Source organism: Terrimonas rubra, from assembly GCF_042686025.1.
GTDB classification, from domain to species: domain Bacteria; phylum Bacteroidota; class Bacteroidia; order Chitinophagales; family Chitinophagaceae; genus Terrimonas; species Terrimonas rubra.
Genome location: NZ_JBHUOZ010000001.1, coordinates 1,767,541 through 1,791,603, shown reverse-complemented (window position 1 = coordinate 1,791,603; position 24,063 = coordinate 1,767,541). Strand labels below are relative to the sequence as shown.

Annotated in this window: 15 protein-coding genes; 8 read left to right on the top strand and 7 right to left on the bottom strand. The window is 42.4% G+C overall.

The annotated features are described in order from the left end of the window. Positions 1 to 10 precede the first annotated feature (10 nt). From ACFS6H_RS07585 to ACFS6H_RS07565, 5 genes are all read right to left on the bottom strand, one after another. Complete coding sequence (locus ACFS6H_RS07585; RefSeq protein WP_386096869.1) at positions 11 to 1,963, bottom strand: MGH1-like glycoside hydrolase domain-containing protein; 1,953 nt, start codon at positions 1,961 to 1,963, stop codon at positions 11 to 13. A gap of 61 nt (positions 1,964 to 2,024) precedes the next feature. Further along, entirely contained in the window at positions 2,025 to 5,135 is a 3,111-nt protein-coding gene (locus ACFS6H_RS07580; RefSeq protein ID WP_386097239.1) for a glycoside hydrolase family 2 TIM barrel-domain containing protein, read from the bottom strand. A 91-nt stretch (positions 5,136 to 5,226) separates the two neighbouring features. Further along, complete coding sequence (locus ACFS6H_RS07575; protein WP_386096867.1) at positions 5,227 to 6,753, bottom strand: RagB/SusD family nutrient uptake outer membrane protein; 1,527 nt, start codon at positions 6,751 to 6,753, stop codon at positions 5,227 to 5,229. A gap of 18 nt (positions 6,754 to 6,771) precedes the next feature. After that, entirely contained in the window at positions 6,772 to 9,858 is a 3,087-nt protein-coding gene (locus tag ACFS6H_RS07570; RefSeq protein ID WP_386096865.1) for a SusC/RagA family TonB-linked outer membrane protein, read from the bottom strand. A gap of 595 nt (positions 9,859 to 10,453) precedes the next feature. Further along, entirely contained in the window at positions 10,454 to 12,169 is a 1,716-nt protein-coding gene (locus tag ACFS6H_RS07565) for a tetratricopeptide repeat protein (RefSeq protein ID WP_386096863.1), read from the bottom strand. Between the two features lie 231 nt (positions 12,170 to 12,400). Between ACFS6H_RS07565 and ACFS6H_RS07560 the strand changes: the two genes are divergently transcribed. The 8 genes from ACFS6H_RS07560 (at position 12,401) to ACFS6H_RS07525 (ending at position 20,568) form a co-directional block, all read left to right on the top strand. Continuing rightward, positions 12,401 to 12,619, top strand: a complete 219-nt coding sequence (locus ACFS6H_RS07560) for a hypothetical protein (RefSeq protein ID WP_386096861.1) — start codon at positions 12,401 to 12,403, stop codon at positions 12,617 to 12,619. 379 nt (positions 12,620 to 12,998) lie between these two features. Next, on the top strand, positions 12,999 to 13,871 hold the full coding sequence (locus tag ACFS6H_RS07555; RefSeq protein WP_386096859.1) for a mechanosensitive ion channel family protein: 873 nt from the start codon (positions 12,999 to 13,001) through the stop codon (positions 13,869 to 13,871). A 355-nt stretch (positions 13,872 to 14,226) separates the two neighbouring features. Continuing rightward, positions 14,227 to 16,611 carry a 3-hydroxyacyl-CoA dehydrogenase/enoyl-CoA hydratase family protein gene (locus ACFS6H_RS07550; RefSeq protein WP_386096857.1) on the top strand — a complete coding sequence of 795 codons (2,385 nt, stop codon included), beginning with the start codon at positions 14,227 to 14,229 and terminating at the stop codon, positions 16,609 to 16,611. A 111-nt stretch (positions 16,612 to 16,722) separates the two neighbouring features. Continuing rightward, complete coding sequence (locus ACFS6H_RS07545) at positions 16,723 to 17,364, top strand: peptidase M10 (protein WP_386096855.1); 642 nt, start codon at positions 16,723 to 16,725, stop codon at positions 17,362 to 17,364. A 267-nt stretch (positions 17,365 to 17,631) separates the two neighbouring features. Continuing rightward, on the top strand, positions 17,632 to 18,546 hold the full coding sequence (locus ACFS6H_RS07540; RefSeq protein ID WP_386096853.1) for an ABC transporter ATP-binding protein: 915 nt from the start codon (positions 17,632 to 17,634) through the stop codon (positions 18,544 to 18,546). A gap of 32 nt (positions 18,547 to 18,578) precedes the next feature. Then, complete coding sequence (locus ACFS6H_RS07535; protein WP_386096851.1) at positions 18,579 to 19,355, top strand: ABC transporter permease; 777 nt, start codon at positions 18,579 to 18,581, stop codon at positions 19,353 to 19,355. A gap of 53 nt (positions 19,356 to 19,408) precedes the next feature. Beyond that, positions 19,409 to 19,963 (top strand): hypothetical protein, encoded by a 555-nt coding sequence (locus ACFS6H_RS07530; RefSeq protein ID WP_386096849.1) that lies wholly within the window; start codon positions 19,409 to 19,411, stop codon positions 19,961 to 19,963. A gap of 68 nt (positions 19,964 to 20,031) precedes the next feature. Next, positions 20,032 to 20,568 carry a DUF4269 domain-containing protein gene (locus ACFS6H_RS07525; RefSeq protein ID WP_386096847.1) on the top strand — a complete coding sequence of 179 codons (537 nt, stop codon included), beginning with the start codon at positions 20,032 to 20,034 and terminating at the stop codon, positions 20,566 to 20,568. On the opposite strand, the gene ACFS6H_RS07520 is transcribed toward ACFS6H_RS07525, so the two are convergent. Then, positions 20,565 to 21,497: a TIGR01777 family oxidoreductase gene (locus ACFS6H_RS07520; protein WP_386096845.1), complete on the bottom strand. Its 933-nt coding sequence runs from the start codon at positions 21,495 to 21,497 to the stop codon at positions 20,565 to 20,567. The two genes, ACFS6H_RS07525 and ACFS6H_RS07520, sit on opposite strands and share 4 nt — an antisense overlap. Before the next feature lie 430 nt (positions 21,498 to 21,927). Beyond that, on the bottom strand, positions 21,928 to 23,916 hold the full coding sequence (gene ftsZ / locus ACFS6H_RS07515; RefSeq protein ID WP_386096843.1) for a cell division protein FtsZ: 1,989 nt from the start codon (positions 23,914 to 23,916) through the stop codon (positions 21,928 to 21,930). Positions 23,917 to 24,063 lie beyond the last annotated feature (147 nt).

Below are 24,063 nucleotides of genomic sequence, written 5' to 3'. Positions count from 1 at the left end.
GACAATGTGTTTAATTTGATTTTAATAACATTAAAATATGTGCGGCGGACCAGCTGAAATTTTTAGCGTTCAATCCTTCGCCGGTAACGGGATGGTAGTTTTCAAACAATGGCGTGTCTGTAAGTATTCCCTCCCCGTTCAGTAATAATTTATCAGTCAGCTCTTTCGCTAATGAAGTATACCCATATTGCTTCAGCCCTTCAACCCCGAAATAAAACTGGTCCAGCCAAACAGGGCCACGCCAATATCCTTTCCGGGGATTAAATTTAGGATGATCCGCGGTCAGCGTAGGCAATGGCACTTTTGTATTGAATTTTGTTTCATTCACCATGATGTTTTTTACCGAAGCAGCCTGTTCCTTATTAGCAATACCGGCCCATAAAGGTATCCAGCCTTCCGGGCCTTCTGTTTCAATAGCAGTTTCTGTATTAAACAGTTTGTCATAATAATAACCCTTGGCTGTATTATAGAAACGTTTGTTGATCAGCTCACCCAATTCCTTCGCTTCTTTTTTCCACTTTTCTGCTTCCGCTATTTTATTAATACTTGTGGCTAATGCTGCAAGGTATAATTTCTCGGCATAGAGATACGCATTCAGGTCTACACTTTCCTGGTTAAGCGACCAGGCACCGGGGTTGTTTTTCATCATCACAGCACTATCAAAGCGCACTGCATTATCCATACCACTCTCCCATGCGGCGGCGATCCTTGTTCCATCGGTGGAGCCATATTCACACAGACCGTTTTTATCATGATCCCTGTTTTTATACCACCATTGATGATACTTCACCAGTTTGGGGTACATTTCTTTTATAAAACTGTTATCCTTTGCATAGCGGCTTATTTCCCGTACAGCCCATGCCGCCAGTGGCGGCTTGGTATCGCGCCAGTTATTTTCTTTTTTATCTGTATAAATACAGTCGGCCACCATACCGTGTTCATCCTGGTAATCAAACATGCTCCTGATATTATTTTGGGCAAGTTGCTGGTTAAAATACCCCAAGGCAACAGCCTGTTTCCAGCTATCCCAGCTCCATACACCATAAAATCCCTGGTAATTAACAGAAGGAAAAACACCGTCATGTAAAATATCTTTTGAACGGCTGCGCCAGTTGGTCATTAATGTTATTATGGATTTTACAGCGAGGCGTTTTTTATCATTATTCAGCGGCCCTGCTTTTGCAAAATACTGTTGCAGGTAAGCATCCCATCGCATTTTATTTTTATTCAGTGCCTGTAAAAAAGAAAGTGTATTTTTCCTTACCTGCATATCAGCTGATCGGTGGTAAAACTTTTGTGATTGCAGGAGTTGAACGGCTTTACCCGCAGCTATATGTACAGCAGGAAAACTAACGGTATAGGATTGATTATCCGTTTGTATCTGACTCTTCCCGCCAGCCAGGTAATCGATAATAAACCGGTGTTCGCTATCACTAAAATGTATATCAATGCTATTTTGAAGGGCATTGATCTTTGCGGTTGATAACATTGTTGTACCGGAGTAGCCAACCGTTAATGTCCGTTGTTGTTTACCGGTATTCACAATTTCAGTCTGAAGCAATGCTTCGTTACGCGATACAAAGATCAGCTGTAAAGTTATTTTCAACTCATTCACCTGCAATTGCTGCTCCAGTAAACCGGGGTAATAATGTATGGCCGGACTGGCAGCGGAAAGATCAATTTCTTTTCCATTTTCGGCAATATTTAACTGGGCCAGCGTGTTGGCCAGCCACCTCCCGTTCATATCCATTAACAGCGGCCCGATAAAAGCACCGTAGTGTTCTTTTTTTTCCGGTAATGCATAAGCATACCAGGCGCCCATATCGCTAAACACGGAAGGCAGTATTTTTTTTACATCTGTTACTTCAGTGCGCAGGTTCAATACATCGGGAAAAGCATTCCGTTGTGCAGAACACAGATGTGATAAAAAGAATAAAACAACAGCGCAGTACTTTTTTTTCATATCTCAAAACTTATATCATTCGCGAAAACGGACTTATTACAATCCGGAAAAATATTTCTACTTATGGTTTAACCGGCCTTAACGTAAAAGTATATTGGTAGTTTCTGTAAGGTAATAAATAACGGGCATGTGGTTTTGCACCCCAGCTGTTATCACCGCCTACGCCCATTTGCCGGTAATCAATATTCCACCATACCAGGTCATCATTGGTCATGGAGCCTCCATGATTGTTCTCCGGTGCATCTTTATTAAACTCCAGCTTATGCATATCAAAGTGTAAAACACCGGTACTGATAACAGGATCACCTTCAGCCATCAGGCCAAGTCCTTGTTTATTGGTCAGGCTTATCCACCGTACATCGGTCCTGTACCCGCTTTCCTGTGCCCGGGCATAGGGATGGAACAGCGAGTCGGCCGGCATCTGGTACATATCAATAGTTGCCGCCGATTTACGGTCCTCGTAATTATCAAACGGTCCACGACCAAACCATTTTACGTTATCAAACGCTTTATGCAAAACAACCCTCATCCCAAACCTGGGCATTTCCGGGAAGTCCCCTGCCGAAGCCAGCATTTCAATATTTACCTGTACATATCCATTGGCCGCTACCCTGTATTTAGCCAGGTAATTTGCTTTTACATCCGGCAGGTAATGAAAAGTGCTTACTTCAATATGTTGCTTATCCAATTGTTTCACGGTAATGGAATCCAATACAGCTGTTTTCAGCGGATCCTGCCAAACGGCACAACGTATCTGCTGGCTGTTACCAATATCATTATCGGTAGCTGTGCGCCAGAAATGAGGCGCTAAAGCATCTTTTAAAATCGCCATACCCTGTAAGTCGTAACCGGATAACCAGCCGTTTTTTTTATCAAACAAAACAGTAAATGATGATGTAAAAATTTTTACCTCGTTATTTGTTTGTAAAAGTTCAAGTGAAGGCAAATCACTTATTGCTTCACTTTGTTTTTCTATGTATACAGGTAACTTAAACTGTTCAAAAGCCACTAAAAAGTCTGCTGGCAATAAAGGCAACTCCTGTTTGGTTTTAGCGTTGATGGTTAAAAAATATTCCACACCCGGCTGTACATCCAATACCGGTGTATTTAATTGTATTGTTTTTGTTGTATGCGGCGCTATATCCAATCTGCCAAGTTTTCCCTGTGCCATCATTACACCATTCCCTTTTATATACCATTCAAAATTATACTGACTGAGATTGGTAAAATCAAAACGATTGGTTATATCAATTTTGTTTGCGGCAAAATCAACAGGACTGAAATGAATGTTCTGGTATATTTTTTTTAATTCAAATGCCTGTGGATGCGGCTTCCTGTCAGCTGAAAATAATCCATCGGCGCAAAAACTGGTATCGCTGGTTTCACCCACCTTACCCATATCCCTGCCATAGCCCCAGATATCCCTGCCATTTTTGTCTTTTATTTTAAAGGTCTGATCAGAAAAATCCCAGATATATCCTCCCTGTAATTGTTCATTGCTGTAGATGAGGTCCCAGTACTCTTTTAAATTGCCACCACTGTTGCCCATCATGTGTGCATACTCACACTGGATATAGGGTTTGCTGCGCCATTCTTTCACATACTCCTGCATCACGTTCAAAGATTTATACATCGGGAAAAAGACATCCGAATAATCTGTTCTGCTGGCAGGCTCATAAGCTACCGGGCGGCTATCGTCAACCGATTTCAGGTATTGATAGGTAGCCATGAAATTATCGCCCATCTGGCTCTCATTGCCCAATGACCAGGTAATAACACTGGTAAAATTTTTGTTTGTCTCAAACATTCTTTCCGTCCTGTTCAGGTAAGCATTTTTCCAACCGGCTTTATCCGATAAGGTTTTTAATGGTGAGAAGCTCATACCATCACATTCAATATTCGCTTCATCAACTACATATATCCCGTACTGGTCACATAATGCATACCATTCCGGAGCATTGGGATAGTGGCTGTTTCTTACCGCATTGATATTATATTCCTTAAATAATTTAATATCCCGGATCATCTGTTCCCTGGTAATTACTTTTCCATTGATCATATCAAATTCATGGCGGTTTACCCCTTTAAATTTTACCGCCACGCCGTTCACTAAAAAAAGCCCGTGTAATATCTCGGCTTTCCTGAAACCAATTTTATGACTGATACTTTCAATTATTTTCCCGTCTTTGTTAAGATGGTTAATAATAAGTGTGTATAAATGCGGCGTTTCGGCATTCCACTTTTTTATGCCGGGAAAGACCTCGTTGATGGAGACTTCCCCGTTTGCTGTAATAGCCGGTGTAGCTTGAAAAAGGATTTTATTATTTGCTTCTTCATCAATAATTTTTACCTGAACAGCCTGCTGTGCTTCCCGTGCGGATGGCTTTTTATTGAAAGCAATTTTTAAATTAAAAATGCCATCCTTGTACTGGTTATCCAGCGAAGCCTTTACAAAAAAATCATAGACCGAAAAGGGAGGGCGGGCCGTCAGGTATACTGATCTTTCTATCCCGCTCAGCTTCCACATATCCTGCCCTTCCAGGTATGAGCCGTCGCTGAAACGGAAAACCTGCACCGATACGGTATTCTGCCCTTTTTTAAGATAAGGAGTAATATTAAATTTTGCCTCTGTTTTGCTATCCTTGCTAAAGCCAATATACTGTTCATTTATCCATAGATAGAAGAAAGAACTGACCGCACCAAAATGAATAAAAACATCTTTATCCTTCCAGCCGGCGGGAACAGTAAAACTTTTTTTATAGGAACCTACCGGGTTATAATCGGCCGGCACATAAGGCGGGTTAACAGGAATGGGGTATTCTACATCGGTAAAGATAAACCGGTCGAAGCCCTCGGTTTGCCAGCTGGCCGGTACTTTAATATCATGCCATTTGCGCAGGTCATAATTGTCTTTATAAAATGCAGTGGGACGTTCTGCAGGTGTATTCACCAGGTTAAACTTCCATATACCATCCAGGGATTGTACAAAAGGGCTATTTCCTTTTGACAAAGCGGCTGTTTCGCCGGGATAAGGAATAAACCAGGCAGCCGGCTTCATGGTATTATGTACAGGACTTGCAGGATTTTCCCAGTCGTTATTTATTTCCTGTGCAGCAATAATATTTACAATGAATAATACGAATAAAAAAACGAAGCAACTTTTTTTAACCATCACAGCATTTTGTTTTCAAATAGTTACACGAATACATACATGTTAAAGTCGCCGGCTTTTAAAAGCCGGCGACTTTATTACACCATAGATTTTATCTTATCAGCGGATTGTTGATGGTTTCTTTTAAAGGAATAGGATAAAAAGCTTTATCTGCAGCAAAAGTTCTTCCGGCTGCCTGCATATTTTGCTGTAATAATCCCCACCTCCTGAGATCATAAAACCGGCTTCCTTCCAATGTAAATTCCATAACACGTTCGTGGATGATCTGATCAAAAATTGCCTGTTTGGTATTCAGTGATAAAGCAGGCATGGTTCTTTTAGTTCTTAAACTATTTACCTGTAACATGGCATCACCAAATTTTTCCTGGTTGTTCAATACTTCTGCATACATCAGTACCACATCGGCATAACGCATCAGGGGCATGTTAATGGCCAGTGAACGTCCAAGCCGGGTTATATCTGCCGGTATCCATTTTTTAAATGCCAGTACACCCGAGCCGTTTTCAAATACTTCATCATAGGTATAGCCATATACACGCGGATTGGCGGCATCATTAAAATAAGCATCTTCAAATATCATTGTCTGGTATAAACGCGGATCGTATAAGTTACCGGTTGCCACTTTACCTTCCTTCTGCATTTCGGTCAGTAATCGCTGTGTACCGTATATTTCACCATACCCGCCCAGTTCCCAGGCCGCTACCCAATCGGCCAGGTAGGAGCGGTACACGGCGCCATTTGAAGCATCAGCTGTCTGCTGCAGTTCAAATACGGACTCCGTTCCGTTTTTAACGGTACCATTGAACATACCGATAAAATTGGTTTCCATATCATATTCTCCTGAAAGGATAACATTGTTCAAACTGGTTGCTGCCGCGGTGTAGTAAGCTGCTGCATTGGCAGGCTCTTCACCCGCCCTGTACAGGTACACTTTACCCAGGTAGGCCTGTGCGGTGCCTTTGGTAGCACGGCCCAGTTCTGTGGCCGGACGTTTTGATTTTAAAGGAAGGCCCTGTTCTGCCGCTTTCAGATCTTCAATGATAAGATCATACACTTCTTTTCTTTCAGAAGCTGCTTTGGGCAGATCCGCTTCTGAAGTAGGCACTTTATCACGGATAATTATTTTTTCAAAATTGACCAGTAATTTAAAGTGATAATAAGCCCTTAAAAATCTTGCTTCCGCTAAAATTTCTTTCCGGCTGGCTTCATCTATTAATTCGGCCGGCATTTTAGCCACATTACCCAACACCTGGTTGGTAAAGTTCAGGCCCCGGTAATTATCCCGCCATAAAAGATCAATGGCATAATTGCCCGATGTAAAAGAAAAATTATAATGATCTATCCACCAGGGATAGTTGAAAGCATCATCGCCGGGCTTCACATAATCCTCGCGGTAGAATTCCCTTACCGACCTTGCTTCAACAAAATTATCCCAGCCTACAAAACTCTCGAGTTGTGAATAGGCCGCAGCCAGCCCCGACAGGGCTTTTTCCCTGGAAGTATAAAAATTATCCGTAGTTAACTGATCAGGAGCATTTTGATTCAACAGGTCTTTTTTGCAACCTGTCATTGCTATTCCTGCAGTTAAAATAAATAAAGCAACAATTATTTTTTTCATGACCCGATTTTTAATTGATTATAAAGTGATCTGTATACCTGCTATCCATCTTTTGTTTTGCGGATATAATACCCTGTCAACACCCGTATTTAATACACTGAACCTTCCCACTTCCGGATCAAGTCCTTTGTACCTGGTAATGGTTAACAGGTTTTGCGCACTGGCATAAATGCGTACCTTTTGCATTTTGATGCGTTGCGTTAATACAGCAGGCAATGTATAGCCCAGTTGTAACAGCTTTAAACGCAGGTACGAACCATTTTCCAGGAAACGGGTTGACTCGCGGGTATTGCCGTTAGGATCGCCCAGTACGGCCCTTGGCATAGATGAATTGGGGTTTTGTGGTGTCCATGCATTCAAGGTAGTGGCCAGGTAATTTCTGCCGGCTTCCATGCCTTCCAGCTCAAAGCGGTTACCATTGTATATTTTATTGCCACCTACACCCTGAAAAAAAACAGACAGGTCAAATTGCTTGTAGTTAGCGGCTATATTAAACCCGTATTCAAATTTAGGAAAGCCGGTACCCTGGTAGGTTTTATCATTTTCATCAATAACACCGTCACCATTGGCATCCCTGAACCGGATGTCACCGGCTTTTGCATCGGGTTGCAGTGCATCACCATCCTTATTTTTATAAGCGGCAGCTTCGGCATCGGTTTTAAAGATCCCATCGGCTTCATACAGGTAAAAGGCACCGATCTCTTTGCCCACTTTTGTTTGTGTAGGAATATGGTCTGATCCGAATTTCAGGCCTGTGCCGTATAAGGTCTGATCCGCATCGGCCAGGCTGATCACTTTATTGGAAACCGTACTCAGGTTACCGCCGATATTGACAGATCCGTGTTTTAACTGGTACACGTAATTCAGCTCCAACTCAACACCTTTGTTGGCGATTTTACCCACGTTTAAAACCGGGTTATCTACTCCCGAAGAAGGAGGTACTTCTTTAATGATCAGTAGTCCATCGGTTTTGTTATTGTAATAGTTAACAGAGCCGGATAGTTTATTATGTAATACGGCAAAATCAAGGCCTATATTGGTTGATTTACTGGTTTCCCATTTAAGGTCCCTGTTTTCCAGTGCATAACTGGCCGAACCGGGCCAGGGTGTAGCACCGGAACCCTGTACATAACCACCCGACCACCTGTTGGAAGTAGTAATAAGGGCCTGGTGATCGTAATAACCCAATGCACCTTCATTTCCTAACTCTCCGTAACTGGCCCTTATTTTTAAATTATCAAGCCAGGTAAACTTACTCATAAATGACTCGCGGCTTATGTTCCAGCCCGCTGACACAGAAGGGAAAACGCCATAGCGGTTATTTAAACCAAATATCGATGAACCATCCCGCCGAACAGATAACTGCAGCAGGTATTTATTATCATACGTATAGTTTACACGGCCAAAAGCTGAATGCCGTACATATTTGTTATTGGAGCCTGCAGCATTAAAAGTACCACCCAGTCCGGCATTGATGGTGTTAAAATCGGGATTGGTAAAACCACCTGGCACTTCTTTTTCAACAATAGCACCGTTTACTACTGTACGTACAATGGTTTTTCCGTCGGCGCTAACACTTAAATATTCATTTGTTTTTTGCTGCGCAGCATAACCGGCCAGCAAAGACACATTATGGTTACCACGCTTCCAGTCATAATTCAACAGGTGCTCGGCCAGCATTTCCTTATAATTGCTCCGGCTGTTATATACATACGGATAGGAAATTAGCGGATCGTTTGCATTTACCCGGAAAGGTGGTGTATGTTCATACGCAAAACTATTGGCGGTTATATAGTTGATATTAGCGGTATAACTAAGTCCTTTTAATAACTGCAGGCGGATCTTTAAGTTATCTGCCAGGTATTGGGTAGTGTTATGATTCTCCATAAAATGATCGGCACCCACCGGGTTCTGAAACCTGGGCAAACCATTTACAGTTAAAGCATAGCCGTATTTTTCATTTGCATCATAAACCGGTAATAAGGCCGACTGGAAATAAGCATCGGCCAGGTTAAACTTATACCCTTCGGACCGGGTTTGTGAAAAAATGAGGTTATTGGTCACCGTGAGTATTCCCTTTTTAAACTCATTTACGGAGCGGATACCTTTTTTATTAAATTTTGAGCCGATAAATGTTCCTGTTTCATTGGTATAATCGCCACTGAGTGCATAGGTCAGGTATTCGCCGCCGCCACGAAGGTTAATATTATGGTTCTGCACATTGCCGCTGCGGGTTATCAGGTCCTGCCAATTGGTATTAACACCGGTATTGGTGGTAATATAAGCGGGTAAGGTAGTAACACCCGCATTTTCGTACATCATTTTATGAACGCTCTTGTACCCCTCCGCATCTAAAAAATCATACTTTTTAGTGGGATTGGCAAGGCCGAAATAACTATTGAAATCAATAAGGGGTATGCCTTTTTTACCACGTTTGGTCGTAATCAGGATCACACCATTGGCACTGGTAGAACCATAAATGGAAGCAGCAGCGCCATCTTTTAATACCTCAATCGACTCCACATCATTATTGTTCAAATAATAAGGATCACCGGGAGTACCATCAATAACGTATAATGGCTGGTGACCGCCAAAAGTGCCAATGCCACGTAGCCGTACATCGGACATTTGCCCGGGGTTACCACCGGGACTGGTTACAGAAAGACCAGCTACCCTTCCCTGTAAGGCATTAACCGGATTATTACTGGTTGTTTTTTGCAGCTGATCGCCTTTTACGGATGATACGGCACTGGTTAAATTACTTTTTTTCTGGCTTCCGTAGCCGATCACCACTACTTCGTCAAGGTTAGTAGCTTGTTGCGTTAATTGAACCGTTATCTCCGGCTGGTTTCCTATTTCAACTTCCTTAGCGGCATACCCGGTAAAAGAGAATACGAGCACTCCCTTTGCAGGAGCTTCTAGCCTGAATTTTCCATTTTCATCGGTAACCGTAACGGTTGTAGTATTCTTTAACTGGATGGTAACTCCCTGTAACGGGTTACCTGACACATCGGTTACCAGTCCTTTAACATTGCCGGCTGGCTGAAAGGCAAAGGCGCTGACACCGAAAGCCAGGAAAATACTCAACAGCAATATTTTTTGCACAAACCGGGGAATGTGTTTGAAGCAGCAGTTTTTTTTCACGATAGTAAGTTTAAAAATGTTAGTTGTGATAAAAGAAGTACAGTGGAACAGGCAAAACCTTACAACCGGTTTTAAAAGACGAGGCTACCAATGATATAAATATGGCCTTTTACAATTCGTTCTGATCCTTATAAATGATATGGCAATCGTCAGTTATTATAGTTTTAGTATGCCTGTACTACTAGAAAAATAATTTTCTAAACTTAATTTAAATGGAAAGCCTTTCCTGTTTTTGTGCCTATACACGAACCCCACCCTTACCCCTACAACACCTCTACACAGCTTTTAAAAGAATGACAAGCAAATAATTATAATATACTATAATATATAATATTAGGAACCTCGTTCCCCCGTCCAAATAAAAAAGCGGCAAACCAATAAGTTATGTTGGGTAAAAAATAGTATGTGAGAGAGCCGAAAATTGGTATGGTTGCGCTGTTATTGTTAAACCAGAGCATACGCACCGGTTAAAACCGACAGGCCAGCTGCGGAGTGCTGTTTAAATTACCAGTAAGATGATTGGAGAAGTGCCGGACCGGTTAAGCCGGTAGGAAGATCAGAATGTTTTTAAAAAATCACCCAGGTTATCCTGTGATTGCAATCCGAAATGTTTGCGCAGGCGGTAGCGGGCCATTTCTACCGATTTTACCGAGATATTATTGAGGGAAGCAATTTCCTTGATGGATAAATTAAGCCGGATTTGTGCGCAAAGACGGCGTTCATTATCAGTAAGTCCCGGGTATTTTTGAAGCAGGTTATAGAAAAAGTCTTTCAGGGTTTCATCTACCGATAAATTAAAATCCTGGGTTTCGCTGTTCACATCCAGGTTTTTCTGAAATTTACGGATAACCTTGTCCAATTCACCGCTTGTTTCTTTTGGCAGGCTGGCGCTTATATTCATCCCTTTTAATTCCCCGATAAACTGGCTGATCATTTCATTTCGCTGTGCTATAAACAGGGCATAGCTTTTCAGATCGGCGTTTTTATATTCCAGCTTTTCATTCAAAGTGGCTTTTTCGCTGAGGGTACTATCCAGTTCCTGTTTTATTAATTGCTGCTTTACGGCATCCAGCTCTTTTTGTCTTTTTTGCTTTTGCCGTAAACGGCCATAGAGCAAAATGCCTATTATTATCAGTAATACAATTCCCGCAGCCAGGGCATTTCTTTGAAAACTGCGTAGCTCTTTTTGTACATGCAGTTCTTTTATCTGGTCTTCTTTTGCCTGTGCCTCTTTTTTAAGTTTTAAAGTAGCCAATACATCACTTTTATTACGTGAGATGATCTGGTTACTTATATTGGTATATTCTTTCAGGTTGGCAAATGCTTTCGCATAATCGCCCAGTACCTCGAACAGTTGCGATGCAATATGCAGGTTATCCAGCAGTTTTTCTTTTTTTGAGTTAGAGGACGACCTGTCAATTAAACTGCGTGAACTTTTAAGCAGGGAATCAGCCCAATGATAGTTTTTGAGTTTCAGGTAGGAGAAAGCCATCTGGTTTTCGATCTCGGCAATGGATAAAAGATCGGCAGTAGCGCTTTTCATGGTCAAAGCGTTATGAAAGTACGCAATGGCCGCATGGTAATTTCCCGCTACATTTTCACAAATACCTAAATTATTGAGTGCTGCCGAAATAACCGAACGCAGGTCCTGTTCGCGGGCAAGTTGTAAAGATTGTTCAAAATATGCTTTAGCCGAATCATTCTCATTTTTCATTTGAAAAATAAGCCCTATGGCATTTAAAGATAAAGCCACATTTTTTAAAGCGCCTTTTTGTTTGAATAGCCCATAAGCTTCCCGGTGGTACTGAAGCGAGAAGTTAACATTCTCCGTATCATAAAATATCCAGCCAAGGTTGGTATTACAATTGGCCAGCAGCAAAGTATCTTTTAATAAAACCGCGAGATCCAGGGCCGAATACCCATACTGCAGGGCCTGATCGTAAATATCATTGTAGAGATACCCTTCCGAAAGGTTCAGCAGCGAGTTTACCTGGCCTTTTTTATCATTTTCGTTCAGGCTAAGCAGGTAGGCTTCGTGTGCATATACCAGCGCCTGGTTGGTAGAATCTTTATTTAAAAAAGCCGCCAGCCGGTTTAAATTACTGATCTTCTCTTTTTTGGTAATACCCGGCTTATTTAACTCGGTACGTATGCTATCAATATTTGATTGAGCAGCCAGGCTATAAGAAATGAAAACACCTAACCATACCAGCCAGCTACAATACAAACCGGACAGGTTTGGTCTTTTTTTACATCTTACCCAATTTTTCATTATAGCCTTATGCATTTAATACCTGTCGGGATAATACAAAATGACTTATCAAAAAAATAAATCATTTTAAGTTTTTATATCGCATTCAATCGTAACCGCTTACAAATAACAGTTCAAAAATAATGTTTTCCGCATTGTATCAGTATAAGAAAATAGCCGCCAATATACCCTGTGGCGGGTACAAATGCCTTTTCAATGTTTTTTACCATGCTACTGATTAATTAAACATTTATGAAAAAGCTATTGATTACCCTGACTACTTTTTTCGCGGTATGCGTACTTTCCGGTACAGCCACTGCACAGGATTGTGCCCCCATAACCGGCAGCCAGCTTAGAACCATGCTCGTTAATATGGGTTATACGGTAAAAGACCTCAATACTACTCCCGGTTCAGAACAAATTGAAATAAAAAACACCACATCGCGGCTGGATATATACCTGCTTTGCTAGGTAAGTCCCAGCAAAAATTTTGTTTGGCTAACGGCGTTACTGAACAGTGACAGTACCAGTTATCAATCCAGGACAAAGGACCTGTTAAAACAAAACGGTATTGTACAGCCTGCCCAGTTTTATATCACAAAAAACGGCAGCCTGAAGTTTGGACTGGCCGCGGAGAACCGTGGTGTTACAGCTGCCATCTTACGCAGGCATATTGATATGGTAAGTAACAATATTGTAAAAACAAAAACATTCTGGGAGAAAAAACAGAGCAGTGCACCTTAACCATTAACGGCATTAAGGCGTCATCATAAGCTGCCAAAAAAAATGTAAGTACTTTTGTGCCGAAAATAGTTATTAGCAGGTAGTTAAAATAATTATGGCAGCCGGTATGACGTCGACACAAAATGATAAAAAGTTTTTCCCTTATTATTTCGTTATTAAAATAGTATTATCACTGGTCCTGTTCTTTACCGCAGTTAAAGTAGAGGATATTGTTAATAAAAAATGGGCCTGGCAGATCATTACCGGTCTCTGGGCTTTTCTTATTCCCAGTATTATTGTTTCCATCATCCGCTTCATCATCATTGCTTTTTATAATGCCCGCCATGCAAAAAAAACAGTAAGGGGAAATTTTGTATTGGGCATTAACCGCCTTACGGCTGTACTGAACGTGGTATTTTTTACCATTGCCGTTATGATAGGCGCCGGTATTAACCCGCTTACTTTTTTAACCAGCATGACCATTGTGGCCATGGCCATAGCCGTTACTTTCCGCGACTATATTACCAATATGCTCAGCGGCCTGTTCATCATGTTCTCCGACCAGTTATCTATTGGTGATAAAATAAAAGTGGGCGGCAATAAAGGGATGGTAGAAGATATTACATTATCGAATATTGTATTAAAGAACGAAGAAGAAGATATTGTACTGGTTCCCAACAATATTTTCTTTACCCAGCCGCTGGTAAACCTGTCGGCCCTGCGCTCCAAATTACTTACCCTGAAATTTGAATTACCATTATCAGAAGCAGCGCATATAGAAGCACTGGAAAAAAAACTGCAATCTGTTTTCAATACCCACCCGGATGTGGAGCCGGGAAATGAGCTGCAGTTAAGGGTACAGGAACTGGGAAAGGATTTTGTAAGATTCACCATTGAATTAATTGCCCGCAGCAGCAGCGACAAGCTGCACCGCAAAATAGAAGCAGAAATTCTGAAACAGATACTCCTGTTTAAAGATCATAGTGATACTGAAGTATGATTGAGAGGTATTGAACCATTGGTTATATGGGCAAAACAATCTTGATCAAATAGCCCCCTTTCTCCAGGCCATTATAGTTGTATAGCCGAAAGGCTGCCCGATTGACATGGAAAGCCCGGTGAGGCATTGTGCGGGTGCTTTGTGCCGGACTTGTAATAGAAAGCGGGAACAACAGCTGAACAGTGTTACTGCAGCCGGCAGCCCCTGTAAAATGACCAGGAACACCCTTTGTTCCCACCCACAAAAGGTTGTATAAAGCAACTATTAAGTTTGATTTTATGATTGTCTTTTTGATCAAATCTTGTTACCTTCACCATAAATAGTTGTTTAGCTAACTAATTTTATACCTCGCTATATGAATCGTACAATTAAAAAAGTGGCCGTGTTGGGAAGCGGCGTTATGGGCTCCAGGATTGCTTGTCATTTTGCCGGTGTAGGCGTACCGGTGCTGTTGCTGGATATGGTGCCGAAAGAGGCTGCAGAAAGCACTAAACCTGCCGAAAGGAATAAGCTGGTAAATGATGCACTGACCGCTGCGGTAAAAAGTAACCCCTCGCCGGTGTACACCAAAGATGCAGTGAAGAAAATTACCACCGGGAATTTTGACGATAACATGAAGGATATTGCCCAGTGCGACTGGATCATTGAAGTGGTGGTAGAACGGCTGGATATTAAAAAGCTTATTTACGATAAGGTAGAACAGTTCCGTAAACCCGGAACCCTGGTTACTTCCAATACATCGGGTATACCTATACATTTAATGGCCGAGGGGCGCAGTGATGATTTTAAACAACATTTTTGCGGCACTCACTTTTTTAACCCACCCCGTTACCTGCGTTTACTGGAAATAATTCCTACGCCGCATACGGATAAGGCCGTGGTTGATTTTTTAATGTATTATGGTGATATTATTTTAGGTAAGACCACCGTATTGTGTAAGGATACGCCTGCATTTATTGCCAACCGTATAGGCGTGTTCAGCATTATGCAGATATTTTCGCTGGTAGATAAAATGAAGCTGACCATTGATGAAGTGGAAGCTTTGACGGGCCCCGTGATAGGTCGGCCAAAATCGGCCACCTTCCGTACAGCTGATGTGGTAGGTATTGATACCCTGGTGAAAGTAGCCAATGGCGTGTATGAGAATTGCCCGGATGATGAAGCGAAAGACCTGTTTAAAATACCGGCCTGGTTACAAAAGATTGTTGATAATAACTGGCTGGGTGATAAAACCAAACAGGGCTTTTTTAAGAAGATAAAAACACCGGAAGGTAAAAGCGAGATATTAACGCTGAACCTGGATACATTTGAATATGCTCCTAAGAGCCGTCCGAAATTTGCATCGATAGATGCTGCCAAACCAATTGAAGACCTGCACCAGCGTTTGAAAATGCTGGTACAGTCGCCGGATAAAGCCGGGGAGTTTTATAAACATTTCCATTACGGTTTGTTTAGCTACATCAGCCACCGCATACCCGAAATAAGCGATACTGTGTATAGCGTGGACGATGCCATGAAAGCCGGCTTTGGCTGGGAGATAGGCGCTTTTGAAACCTGGGACCTGCTGGGCGTGGAAAGAACGGTAAAAGCCATGCAGGAGGCCGGGCATAGTGTAGCAAGCTGGGTTACGGATATGTTGAGCAAAGGCCATAAAAGTTTTTATAAAATTGAGAACGGTAAACGCCTTGCCTATTTACCGGCAACCGGTGATTATGCACCTGCCAGCAGTGGTGATGACAGCGGCTTTATTGTATTAAGCAATCATACCGATAAACTGGTTTGGAAGAATAACAGCTGCCAGCTGTATAATATTGGCGATGATGTGCTGGGCCTGCAATGGAATACCAAGATGGGCAGCATTGGCGGTGATGTATTAAGCGGTATACAAACCGCTATTGAAAAAGCGGAGAAAGATTTTAAAGGACTGGTGATAGGCAATGAGGGGGCCAACTTCTCTGCCGGCGCCAATGTGGGTTTAATATTTATGCTGGCTATTGAACAGGAGTATGACGAACTGGATATGGCCATCCGACTATTTCAAAATACCATGATGCGGGCCCGTTATTCCTCGGTACCTGTAGTTGTAGCGCCGCATGGCCTTGCCCTGGGTGGCGCCTGTGAGTTAAGCTTACATGCCGATAAGGTTTGCCCTGCTGCCGAAACCTATACCGGCCTGGTAGAATTAGGTGTGGGCCTGATACCCGGTGGTGGCGGTACCAAGGAGTTTGTATTACGTGCAGCCGATGAAATGCATGTGGATGAACCCGATACCATTACTTTAAAGAACCGTTTCCTCACAATTGCTACCGCTAAAGTAGCCACATCGGCAGCGGAAGGTTTTGAGATAGGCGTATACCGTAAGGGACTTGATGAGGTAGTGATGAACCAGGGACGCCGCATTGCCGAAGCAAGAAAATCGGTAATTGAAATATACGACAGCGGTTATGTACAGCCCGTACAACGCAATGATGTAAAAGTATTGGGGCGGTCAGCCCTGGGTGCTTTACTGTCCGGCATTAACGGTATGCAGCGCGCCAATTATGCTACTGAACATGATGGTGTGGTAGCACGCAAACTGGCATACGTGATGTGTGGCGGTGACCTCAGCGAACCTTCACTGGTATCGGAACAGTATTTACTGGACCTGGAAAGAGAAGCCTTCCTGTCGCTTTGCGGTGAGAAGAAAACACTGGAAAGGATACAGAGTGTGCTTAAGAGCGGGAAACCCGTGAGGAATTAGATAATGAGTTAATTTGTTAATTAGATAATTAATTTCTTTATAATACATACACCTTTTATTAGCGAGACATTCATTTCCAAATTATCTAATTCACTAATTATCTAATTAACTATGGGTACTGCAGAGATCATACAGGGAAAGGTATTATTGATACGCTCGCATATCATTACCTATGGCAGTATGGCCGATGAAAGCCTTACTCAGCAAATTGCCGATGAGATAGAGACCATGTGGAATGAGCCTCAGGCAGGTATTGTAAACAAAGGAGAGGTTTATACCGTGGTGTTCCGTATCACGGCTGCCTGTAACCCCGACATTACCGTTGAAGAAGTATTGGGTAACCTTGATCCCCTGAATAATTATTTCCGTATTGAAGCAAAAGCCATGGGCAATATATCCTTTGTGGATGGATTGGGTTGCAATACAGGTTATTTTCAATACGATAACCTGTACAAAGGTTCTACCACTGCTGCCCATGAGTATGGCCATACCTTAGGTCTTCCGCATCCCCATGACCTGGATATACGCGGACAGGGCCGGCCGGGCATTATGTATCCCCGCGGTACCCTGGTAGACCCTGAATTCCAGTACGACCCTAATATACCTGCCGGGTTAAAAGGCGGCACCATGCACCCTATGTACCGCCGGGTTAGACAGGAAGATGTACATGACCTGCAATTACACAAACTGGACCTGCACCACCAGGCCATTGTAGGTAGTTTCAGCAGTTACTGGCACCCTCCTTTTAATTAGCTGATTTGCTAATGTGCTGATATGCCAATGGAGCATACCCTTTGAACACTTATACACTTAATAATTTATTAAGCTCAAAAACCATTGTCAATTATCAATTGTCCATTGTCAATTGATTTTTGAACGCTTGAACTTTTAAACCTTTCACCACCAACACTCACCGCTCAAATTCCGCAACTCACCCAGTTTACAGGCTAATTACACAAAATGGTAAACCGTTCTGTCAACTTTTTTCTATATTCATAGTTCAATACAAAACCAACATTCATGTCAGTATTAAGTGTGCAGCAACTCACCAAGCACTATGGCGCTATACGTGCATTAGATAATGTCAGCTTTGATGTTCCGCAGGGTTCCGTATTTGGCATTTTAGGTCCGAACGGTAGTGGTAAAACCACCCTGCTGGGTATATCCATGGATATTATTAAGCCCACCAGCGGCCAGTTTTTCTGGATGGGACAACCCGGTACCAGCGAACAACAACGCAGGCAGATCGGCACCCTACTGGAAACACCCAATTTTTATCCCTACCTCAGCGGGTACCGTAATTTAGAAATTGTAGCCGCCATTAAAGGCCGCGGTCAAAATGATATTGACAGGGTATTACAGATCGTTAACCTGCACCAGCGTAAAGATTCCAAATTTGCAACCTTTTCACTGGGTATGAAACAACGCCTGGCCATTGCCTCTACCCTGTTAGGAGATCCAGATATCCTGGTGTTTGACGAACCCACCAATGGCCTGGACCCGGCGGGTATTGCCGAGATCCGGACCCTGATCAAACAGCTGAACCAGCAGGGCAAAACCATCATCATGGCCAGCCATATCCTGGATGAGGTGGAAAGGGTTTGCTCTCATGTGGCCATTATTCAGAAAGGTATATTAAAAACGATCGGTACGGTACACGATGTATTAAGTACATCGGTTGATAGCACAGTAAGTGTAGAAGTAAGTGCGGAAGATATCAATAGCCTGAAAACGGTGTTATCCTCCTTTGCCGGCATCCGGGAAATACATACCACGGCAACAGGCTTTACCCTTATCTGTGAAGACAGTGTAAAAGCAACAGCCATTAACCAGCACTGCTTTAATAACGGCATTGTACTGGAGCAGCTGAACCTGAAAAAGAAAAGCCTGGAGACCAGGTTCCTGGAGATCACCGGTACCAAAAGCGATCGTTAACCCCATTATTATTCCCGTAAATTATTATAACCATGCAAAACTTATTGCAAATTGAATGGATGAAACTAAAACACTACCGGGCTTTTAAAGTGTTTGGTATTATATACTTATTAGGCATTATTGCGGTATTATTCATTTCCTATACCATGTATACCAATATACCGCCTAAAGAAATACAGGCAATGTTAGGCGACCCGTTTGCTTTTCCTAAATTATGGAATACCATGGGCTGGCTGAACAGTTGGCTGTTATATTTTCCCGGCTGGCTCATTATTACCTTATGCGTAAACGAGTTTACTTTTAAAACCCATCGCCAGAATATTATCGACGGCTGGAGCCGTAAGGAATTTATCCAGGCTAAATTATTACTTATCCTTGCCTTTACCATCGTCATCACCATTATTAATATCCTGTCCGTACTGATCATGGGCATGGTAACAGGCGCTTCATTCAGTTTTACGGGCTTTGAGTATGTTGGCTATATGTTCCTGCAAACCTTATGTTATATGCTGTTTGCTTTCTTCCTGGCCATTTTATTACGCAGAAGCGGGTTGGCTGCCGGTATATTTTTCATGTTCGGACTGATATTTGAATTCCTGCTTTCAGCGTTGATCAACTATAAGATGGACGCAAAACCCGTAGGTTATTTACTACCCCTGCAGGCATCTGACGAGTTATTACCCCTGCCCTTCCTGAAACAAATTAACCAGGGTGTGCCGGAAGCATATGTTTTAATTATTGCCAGCTTGCTTTATTGCGCTTTGTATGTTTTCTTTGCATTCAGAAAGTTTACCAAAGACGATTTGTAGTGTTGGTTTATGTGAGGTAGTTACATAGCTATTAATCACTTAAAACATATAACATGAGATCTGTTACCTACGTTTTGCTTGCCGCCGTTCTTTTTGTTGCCTGTAACAACAGTTCAGATAATAATACCAGTGAAAGCAAAGATACTTTACAACCCGCAGCACCTGTAAAAGAACCTGCTAATGAGGTCAGCTTTACGGTAGCTGATCAGTCCGTTACCACCAAGGCCTGGAATATCAATTTGTTTGGCCAGAATAACAGCAACGGGGTTTCATTTAATGTTACCACCACGCAGGCAGATTCATTACCGGCGGTAAATATTAACGTCAACAGCATTCAACCCGGAACCTATTCATTTATCAGTGGTGCAGGTACTTTAAACTCACCAAACAAAGCCTATGGTGAATACAGCCCGGCTGCGGTAAATGGAAAAAGGGAGCATTACTTTTTTCAGTCCGGCAGTGTAACCATCAGCAGTATTGATACGGCCAAAGGTATACTGAATGCCAGTTTTGAAGGCGAGGTCAAAAACGAAAAAGGTAAATCGCTTACCATCAGTAATGGTAAAATAACGGAAGGGGTGATGCAAAAAGGGGTAACCAGGTTTTAAACTATTATAATATCTTGTAACGGGATAAACGGTTGTTTATCCCGTTTTTGTTTGCTTAACTTTACCCTATGTTGTCATACCCACATTTTGATACATTGGATTATCTGGCCAACGGTACAACCATACAACAGGCCGCTTACCAGGTTTTAACCGGGCATGGTATCTGGGAAAAATTAGCACCTTTTAGCCCGGTACTAACAGGTACCATCCCTATCAATATTTATACTGAGAACAGCGACCTGGATATACTTTGCCAATACGAAGACAAGAAAGGTTATATAGAAAACTTAGTGGATAGTTTTAGCCAATACCCAGGGTTCAGGTTTTATGAAAGTAATTTCCAGGATACACCCACCATTGTTGCCAGTTTTGCATTAGAAATATTCCCGGTAGAGATATTTGCACAACCAACGCCCGTGAAGGAACAACAGGCCTACCGGCATATGATCATTGAACATTACCTCCTGCAAAAAAATGATGCAGCTTTCAGGCAGCAGGTCATTTCCTTAAAAAAGCAGGGGTATAAAACAGAGCCTGCATTTGCACAGTTATTGAATTTAAGCGGAGATCCTTACCAGGCTTTGCTGCAGATCCCGCTGTTTTAATCACGCTTTACACAATCATCAATGGCTGTTTCTATACCGGGGTAGATAAAGCTAAAATTCTCTGCATGCAGTTTAATACAGCTCACGGTGGCGCTTTTTAATACTTCAATACTCATTTCGCCCAGTACCAGCTTTAACATAAAGGCCGGTACATGAAAGGCTGTAAAGTATTTTCCTTTGATACGCCTGGCCAGTGTAAGCATGAGGGTCTTATTACTCACGGGAGCAGGGGCTACCGCATTATAAACCCCTTTCATATTTTCATTTTCCAGTGCCCTGATATACAAACGCACCAGGTCTTCTATATGTATCCAGCTAACGACCTGTTTACCGTTTCCTAAAACAGTAGCTACACCAAAACGAAGGGGTTGTTTAAACTTATCCATGGCACCACCCTCCTTTGCCAATACAATACCGGTGCGTAAAGTAACCAGTTTAATATTCATGGCTTTTACCGGCTCCAGTGCTTTCTCCCATTGTACACAGGTGGTGGCCAGGTAATCGGTAAAAGGCGGGTCTTCTTCATCAAAAGGACGGGGATTAGGAATGGCGGGGTCCGGACCATAATAACCAATGCCCGAAGCGCCGGCAACCACTGTTACCTTATGCGGATTATTTTGCAATGCCTGCACGATACATTCACCGGTTTTTACGCGGCTGTCTATAATTTCCTGCTTGCGTTTTTTTGTCCATCTTTTTTCAGCCACATTAGCACCTGCCAAATGAATAATAGCATTGGCGTCCACCAGGGCTTTGGGATCGATATAGTTTTTTTCTACATCCCATAAAGCATAGGACACACCTGCTTGCTGCCGGCCGGGATCAATTTTACGGGTAAGGATAATAACATTATACCCTTTTGCCAGCAGGGCTTTTGCCAATGCCGTACCTACCAGTCCCGTTCCACCTGTAATAATTACTGTTGCCATATTATACCATTAAATAAGCCTTAAAATGCAGGTGTTCATTCTATACAAGGGTCAGCAAAAAAAATCCACTGTAAACTACGTATTTATTGGCGTTTAGTATTGAGATTTTAGTATGCAGATATGAGTATGTAGATATTAGTATATAGATTTTGGTATATAGAGATTAGCATATAGTATCCGGATGACGGTATACAATTATGTGGAAATTCGTATACAATAAGTAAATAGGCCTGGTAAAACGAGGTTTGACGGCCTTGTAAGCTATCTGTATACCCAATACTAAAAATCTACATACTATATACTAATATCTATATACTGTAAATAAAAAAGCCCCTGCCGAAAAACGACAAGGGCCACAACTAAAAACACTGGTTGGCATTTTCAAAAGGAACGAAACAGCCCGGCATCACAGCCAGGCTGAACGAATATTTTAGTCAGGCTTCTTGCCTTCTAAAAAAGTATTGATGGTAGAAATATTACCCTGATTGTTGTTATCGGAAGAAACTTCGTAACTGCTGTAGAATTTTTCAATATGCTGGTTACTGTTGTATAATTCCATATTGCGGCGGATGTATGCCGGCACATTTTCAAACTCATGATTCGGGTCGCTTGCGTTAACGTTGAACGACAGATTACGCAATTTCTGAATACGTTCAAATGCCCTACGTTTTTGCTCCTCAGTTTCGTTCCCGATTTCGCGGGACTCCTCAACAGTCGGAAACAAAGGTGATTGAGCCTGATCGGCCAACGGCGCATCCGCCGCCGGAATGTCATCCCGCTCTACCAGTTGCATTTGCAAATCAGATGATGCCTCATCCGCTGCTTTGGTTGGTGGGACCGGTTGATCAGCAGAGTTAACAGAAGCCTTTGCAGTGGCATTCATCTCCGCATAAATATTGGACGGTCTGGCCAGATAGCCCCCCGAAGCTGCAGGCAAAGGAGTGCTACTATTTTGAGTAATGTGTTGTTGAATTTGTTCTTTTCGAGGGGTATCAGATTCAGAATTGAGAGCCGAATTTAGACCATTATTTTGCTCGTTCAGAAACAAGTTTTCAACAGTAGTTACACTATAGTTTTCACTCGTATTTTTACTTAGTAAATTTTCTTGTTGTTGATTTACAATTGGTTTCCCTGTGCTTAAATCATAAAACATCGCAGGCTCCAGTTCCGGTACACCTGTAGTTTCTACTAAATCATTCACCGTTGGCATGGGCGCCATTTCATATGGCATAGGCGTTTCCACTAACCTGGGACTAAGCTCTTCCGGCAGCTGTTTTTGCTGCACCGGAACCTGTACATGCACCTTTTTTTCAACCGGTTCAGGAGCCGGTTCGGGGTTCGTGGTATTTACAATAGGTAACACCGATACTGTTTTGGCAGCAGGCTGTAATTCCATTACGATCTTCTCTTCCTTCGGCTCTTCTTTCCTGATCACAGGTTTTACATAAGCTTCCTTATGCTGAAAACCGGTAGCGATCAAAGTAATACCCAACTGGTCGCCCAATGAATTATCGTAACCTAAACCAAGTATAACATCGGTATTCTCACCGGCCTGTGTTAACAGGTGGCTCTGTATGATCTCCACTTCATCCATGGTAAACTCATGCTCACCTTCAGCCGAATTGATATTGATTAATATCCATTTGGCACCACGTATATCATTGTCATTTAATAACGGTGAGTTCAGCGCATCTTCAATGGCTTGCTGGGCACGGTTTTCACCCGATGCTGCGGCATTACCCAATATGGCTACACCACCATCACGCATTACGGTACATACGTCCGCAAAGTCAACGTTGATCTGGCCGGTACTGCTGATCACATCCGTTATACATTTTGCAGCCGTTGCTAAAACGTTATCCGCTTTATCAAAAGCCTCTTTCATTTTCAGGTTACCAAACTGGTGACGTAATTTATCGTTGCTGATCACCAGTAAAGTATCCACATACTGTTTCATGATCTTGATACCTTCCTCTGCCTGCTGCTGGCGCTTCTTGCCTTCATATGCAAAAGGTGTGGTAATAATACCCACAGTAAGTATGCCTAAGTCCTTACATATTTTTGAAATAATAGGTGCACCACCTGTACCGGTACCACCACCCATGCCGGCAGTAATAAAAGCCATCTTGGTATTCACCTCCAATATCCTGCGTATCTCCTCCAGCGACTCTTCAGTAGCCTGGCGCCCGATCTCAGGATTGGCACCTGCACCTAAACCCTGTGTAAGGTGTGGGCCTAATTGTATACGGTTAGGTATCGGGCTCTTTGTCAATGCCTGTGCATCGGTATTACAAATCACAAAATCAACGCCATCTATTTTCTGTGTAAACATGTGGTTAACAGCATTACCGCCGCCGCCGCCAACACCAATTACTTTTAATATCGATGACTGTTCTTTTGGCAAATCAAATTGTATCATAATTTTTAGAATTTAGTCTTTCAAGTTGTTAGCTTGAAAGTTTCACGATCAGGTTAGTTATACGCTTTGAACCTTTTCAAATTGCTGTAGAATTTGTTGGGTACGGGCGGCATTACTACTATCATCTTCGTTGTGTCACTCACTGCA